This is a genomic window from Trichothermofontia sp. (genome assembly GCF_053493415.1).
In genome coordinates this window covers 1-5,504 of record NZ_JBRCAD010000200.1, presented here as the reverse complement: position 1 = coordinate 5,504, position 5,504 = coordinate 1, and the positions used below count along the sequence as shown (strand labels likewise).

At 53.8% G+C, this 5,504-nt stretch carries 4 protein-coding genes; 1 reads left to right on the top strand and 3 read right to left on the bottom strand.

Annotation, left to right across the window (positions count from 1 at the left end):
- Window positions 1-1,483 (top strand): DNA phosphorothioation-associated putative methyltransferase (locus ACWIUF_RS17615; RefSeq protein WP_448573828.1); only part of this gene is annotated, 1,483 nt, incomplete at its 5' end.
- A gap of 110 nt (window positions 1,484-1,593) precedes the next feature.
- Here the strand turns inward: ACWIUF_RS17615 and ACWIUF_RS17610 are convergent.
- From ACWIUF_RS17610 to ACWIUF_RS17600, 3 genes are all read right to left on the bottom strand, one after another.
- Window positions 1,594-2,163 (bottom strand): hypothetical protein, encoded by a 570-nt coding sequence (locus tag ACWIUF_RS17610; protein ID WP_448573827.1) that lies wholly within the window; start codon window positions 2,161-2,163, stop codon window positions 1,594-1,596.
- A 73-nt stretch (window positions 2,164-2,236) separates the two neighbouring features.
- The gene (locus tag ACWIUF_RS17605) at window positions 2,237-5,029 is read right to left on the bottom strand and encodes a GAF domain-containing protein (RefSeq protein WP_448573826.1); all 2,793 of its coding nucleotides are present in this window, start codon (window positions 5,027-5,029) and stop codon (window positions 2,237-2,239) included.
- Window positions 5,030-5,097: 68 nt separating this feature from the next.
- On the bottom strand, window positions 5,098-5,343 hold the full coding sequence (locus ACWIUF_RS17600; protein WP_448573825.1) for a hypothetical protein: 246 nt from the start codon (window positions 5,341-5,343) through the stop codon (window positions 5,098-5,100).
- Window positions 5,344-5,504 lie beyond the last annotated feature (161 nt).

The following is a 5,504-nucleotide window of genomic DNA, read 5'->3' as shown; positions in this document are numbered from 1 at the left end:
CCGCCATAAAGCCGCGATCGTCCGCACCACCGCCTCCAAACCCCTGCGTCTCGCCGTCGAAGCTGGACTCTTCACCCCCGACGCCACCTACTTCGACTATGGCTGTGGCCACGGAGCCGACATTACCCACATCGCCCAACTCGGTTACCCCAGTGCGGGCTGGGACCCCTACTTCCGCCCCGACACCGAACCCACCGCCGCCACCATCGTTAACCTCAGCTACGTCATCAACGTCATCGAAGACACCGCCGAACGCCGGGACGCACTCCGTCGGGCTTGGCAACTCACCCAAAGCGTTCTCATTGTCGCCGCCCAAGTTTTAATTGACGATCGCGTCCGTGGCGTCATCCCCTACGGTGACGGCATCATCACCAGCCGCAACACCTTCCAGAAATACTACGCACAGGAAGAACTCAAAGCCTACATCGATCAAGTCCTAGGTGTGGATGCGGTTCCCGTCGCCCTGGGTATCTACTTTGTCTTCCGCGATACCGCCCAAGCCGAAACCTTTCGCGCCGCCCGCTTCCGCTCCCGGACCACCGCCCCCCGGATTAACCGCACCCTGCAACGCTTCGAGGACTGCAAAGACCGCCTGCAACCCCTCATGACCTTCTTCACCGATCGCGGTCGCCTCCCCACCCCCGACGAAATCGCCAGTCATCACCTCAGCGACCTCCAGGCCGAATTTGGCAGCCTCAAACGCGCCTTCCGCCTGATCCTGCAAGCCACCGACGAACAGGACTGGCAAGCCATTACCGAAAAACGCCGCCAGGACCTACTGGTCTACCTCGCCCTCAGCCACTTCGGTCAACGGCCCAAATTTAACCAACTCCCCTCCCTCCTCCAGAACGACATCCGGGCACTCTTCGGCAATTATCAAGCCGCCTGCACCGCTGCTGACCTCATGCTCATGAGCCTGGGTAACCTGGAGGCCCTCGCCGAGCAATGCCGCCAAAGCACGATCGGCCAACAACGCCCCAACTCCCTCTGGATTCATCTTTCCGCCCTGGAGGCCCTGCATCCCCTGCTGCGGCTCTATGAAGGCTGCGCCGCCCGTACCCTAGGCCGCCCCGAAACCGCCAATATCATTAAACTGCACCTGAGCAGTCCTAAAATCACCTACCTCAGCGTTCCCGACTTCGACACCGACCCCCACCCCGCCCTCCAGAGCAGTATGCAAATCAGCCTGCGCGACCTGCACGTCCACTACCGCGACTACGATCGCGACGATAACCCGCCACTGCTGCACCAAAAAGAACAACTGCTCACCCCCGACTATCCCCACTACGCCAAATTTGCCAAACTCAGCCAACAGGAACACCGCTGGGGCCTGCTCACTGACCTCAAAGCCATCTACGATCGCCAAGGTTGGGAACAGTGCCTTGCCGCCCACGGGGCAACACTCAAAGGTCATCGCCTCGTCCGGCGCAAAGATGGGGAGGCTGCCCCCAAACCGCGATCGATCAGAAGGAGTGAGGAGTAATTCAGCCAAAGCGTAGGATAGCCGTCCCGGCTGTCTTAACAATAGGCAGGATCATCCCTACCCCCACCCATTATTTCCGGGCTAATTAATTCCCGACTTCCTGCTTCCGACTACCCCCTAACCTGCCACTGCTCCGTCCCTCGCTTCGTTGGCGTTCCTTGCGCAGTAAACGTCCAAACCTCCCGTTTATGTTGGGGACCATAGCTAATATGAATCGGGCGATCGCGACCATAAAAATAGAGCGAATCAAACGGTAACCCTTGAGCCACAATCCAGGTGACTAACGCATCGCTGGCCAGATCTAAAATCCTGAAATCGCACGCTGCCCCCAAACGCGGACAATAATACTGCCCCCGCCGATTGACCTCATGGGCCATGTGTTGATCGCGATCGGGACTCACCCGGCCCAACTTAGCCCCAGTTACCGGATCACGCCGTGCCAGCCAACGTTTCAAATCAATGGAGCAAAAGCCATAGGTCAGTTGAAACCGCTCGCAACCAAATTGTTCAATCACAGGATCAACAATTTGCTCACACAAGGCGGTAATAGCAGGTAACGTCTCATCTATATTTTGAGGGAAAGGATTAATTTGACTGGCATACTGTTGATAGGTTTGGGTACAGGTACAAAATTCACCTAGAGTTAAAAACTTGCCAACTCGATAATTGATAAATTTCATTCTAGCCTTTCCAATGGCTGAATTCCCCACTCAGAGGAGGTTGACAACATCAAAAGGCAAGTACTTTGACAACTCAGATTGGGAAGCCTACACGATGCTCCTGTGGCAAAATACTCTGGGGTAACACGAGTGTGAATGTGGTTTTTTCATCCGCACTGGCAACCTCAATCTCGCCGCCAATTCGAGCCGCTAGCTTTTTCACTAGCGCTAAGCCAAGACCAGTTCCGCCATATTTCCAAGGATCGCTGGTGGGAATCCGATAGAACTTATCAAAAATTCGGGATAACTCGTCAGCAGCAATCTCGACTCCGGAATTACACACCTGAATCGCGATCGCCTGCTGGGGAGTAAGATAGGCAGAGACGGCAATAGTGCCTCCCTGGGGAGTATATTTACAAGCGTTATTTAATAATTCGCTGAGAATTCGTTCTAAATCCGTTGCATCTGAATGAAGGGGGGGCAAATCCGACGGTATATCAACAGTAAGGGTCAGATCATGACTCTGGATCGAATCTTGAAAAGATTCAATAATATGGAGGACCCAATTGCTGAGATCAATTTCATCGATTGTGAGCGGTTCGGTTCCCGCATCCAAATAAGTTAGGGTGAGCAGATCATTAATTAATCGGCTTTCACGCTGGCATTCATCCTGAAGCACTTGCAGCAACCGGTTCACCGTCACCTGATGTTTTTCAACATCACGTTGTTGCAAGACACTATCCAGGGTTTGGGTGGCCAGATTGATACTGGCGATCGGGGTGCGCAGCTCATGGGAAATTGTTTTAAGGAATTCGTCCTTGAGGCGATTGAGTTTTTCCAGTTCCCGAACCTGGCTTTGGGACGCTTCGTATAACCAGGCTTGCCGAATAGCGATCGCACACTCGTTAGCAATCTGTTGCACCAAACCTACTTCAAATGCATCAAAGGCGCGATCGCAGGGACGCGTTAACCAAAGATTGCCGAGAACACCCTGATCATCAAAAATTGGGCAGGCTAAATAATTCTTGCGCTCCCCCGGATCTAGGGGCGTATGAACGGTATTCAACAAGGCGGCTGGCAACCATTCTACGAACTGAAGGGGCTGGCGTTGGAGGAGTTGTTCATAAAGCTCCGGGAAATCCCCAATCCGGCGGCTAACCGGTTTGGCATCGGGGGGAGGGGGATACTCATAGGCGATCGTCGCCAGGGTGTGATCGCCGTTATACAGTTCAATCTTGCACTGCTGAACCTTGAGGGTTTGGGCCAATTCCTGGGTTGCCGTTTCCAGAATGTGGCTTTCATCCAAGCTATCGCGGAGCTTTTCCGTAATCCGCCGCACGGAGGCTTCAAAGTTCAAGGCCTGTTGCAGCTTTTGGGTACGCTCTTGCACTTGGGACTCTAGATGGGTATTCAGTTGCTGTACGCGCTGGTAGAGTTCCGCCTGTTGCACGGCAATCCCAACCTGGGTTGCCAACTGTTGCAGCAAGGATACTTCCTGATCTTGCCAACGGCGGGGTCCCTGGCAATGTTGGGCGACTAATAACCCCCAGAGTTGCTGTTCCGACACGATCGGCACCACTAGGTTCGCCCGAACTTGAAAGGTTGCCAGCAAATTGATGTGACAGGGATGTAAACCCGCTGCGTAGATATCATCCACGACCTGGATACGACCCTGGCGATAGCGCTCGATATATTCCGACGCAAAACAGGGGTCATGTAACGTGGACCCTAATACCGCCTGCCAGGAGTCTGCAACGGATTCCACCGCCATCACGCCACTCCAGTCGGGCAAAAAACGATAAACCAGGACGCGATCGGTTTGCAGGAATTGCCGCACCTCGGTGACTGTCCGGTTGAGAATGGTCTCTAGGTCCAGGGATTGGCGGACCCGTAGGGAGATCGCCCCAGTGATTTTCTCCCGTTCCGCCTGGGTGCGTAGGGTCTCTGCCGTTTGTCGTTGCTGGGTAATATTGGTACTGGTGCCCAACAAACGATAGATCCGGCCCTGCGCATCCCGCAGGGGCGTCAGGGTGGTAATCAACCAAGTCACTTGCCCCCGTAACAGCAGGCATTCTTCATAGGAGAGGGTTTGTTCCGATCGCACACAGTCCAAATAGCGCTGGCGCACGAGGGCTGCTTCGGCGATCGCAAACACCTGCTCCGGCGTTTTACCGATTAAGTTTTCGGCTTTGGTCCCCAACTGGCGTTCACGGGTGGGGTTGACCGCCGCATAGCGAAAGTCACCATCGGGGAGCACATCAACCACAAAAATGGATGCCTCAACGGCCTCGTAAATACTGCGTAAAAACCCCAAATCATTCTGGACATCCGATGCCAAACTCCCGACTTCCGGCGCTGCATCGGGGGCAGCAGGTGGTCCCATTGGCAGGAGTTGGCAACTGAGGATCAGGGTTTGTTGATCGGCGCTACTTTGCAGGGAATGGGCCGTAATCTGGGTCAGGCGATGGTACCCCTTACGACAGGTAAACGAAAAGTTGCCCAAATTGACGGGAAGGGCCTGCGGATCAAGCACAAACAAGGCTTGGGTCAAGGCCGCCCGATCGGGCGGATAAAATAAGGTCGTAATCGAACGGCCAATTAAACTCGTGGGATCATAACCAAACTGTTGCGCACTTTGGACATCCGCAGCGAGAATCCGTCCCTCCGTATTAATGGTGAAATACAAGGGCGAGCGCGAAGTCTCAGATGGAATCGGGGTAGCAGACGTGGGCTTCAAGGGTGTTTTAGGAGACTTTTTCGGCGATCGAGATGGGTGCGATAGGGGGTGATCAGGAATCGTAGCCGCATCATTGGTGAGCAATTCTGCCCCGTCAAAGGTATTTTCATAATGGTTTTCAGAGGAAACAGGGAGCCAATTGTTACTCATAGAAGGAGGATGACGCTACCAGCAATTCGTATGATTACCTGCCGGAATACTCTCAATTCTGCACGATCTTAGGGGATAGGGGCATTTCTTGATAAAGATTTTTGAATTGGGATCACTTCCCATGCACGCCCATCATTAATCTTCGCTTCGCCGGAACCCCAGCGATCGTTAATTGCTAAATAAAGACCGCCGTTCCTAATCTCCCCCCCCTTGGAGCCGATATCCTGACGAGAACCTTGAGCAATTGAGCTGGGCGGCGGAGCCACCCAGCTCAATTGCTGGGACCCCTTAACCCCTGATAATTCCGTGGGCATAGATACGAAATTGGCCTTTTCCGAGGTGTTTGATTAAAGATGCAGGGCAAAAAAGTTTAATTATTTCTTAAGATTTTTCCACATTTGCGGTCCAGCTCCCTACGATCGCAACAAACATTCATGAAGCAATGTAGGAGGCTGGGGGTGGGAGGCCCCTGACC

Coding starts and splice junctions, on each gene's coding strand:
- ACWIUF_RS17610 (WP_448573827.1), bottom strand. CDS start 2,163: ATGAAATTTATCAATTATCGAGTTGGCAAGTTTTTAACTCTAGGTGAA.
- ACWIUF_RS17605 (WP_448573826.1), bottom strand. CDS start 5,029: ATGAGTAACAATTGGCTCCCTGTTTCCTCTGAAAACCATTATGAAAAT.
- ACWIUF_RS17600 (WP_448573825.1), bottom strand. CDS start 5,343: ATGCCCACGGAATTATCAGGGGTTAAGGGGTCCCAGCAATTGAGCTGG.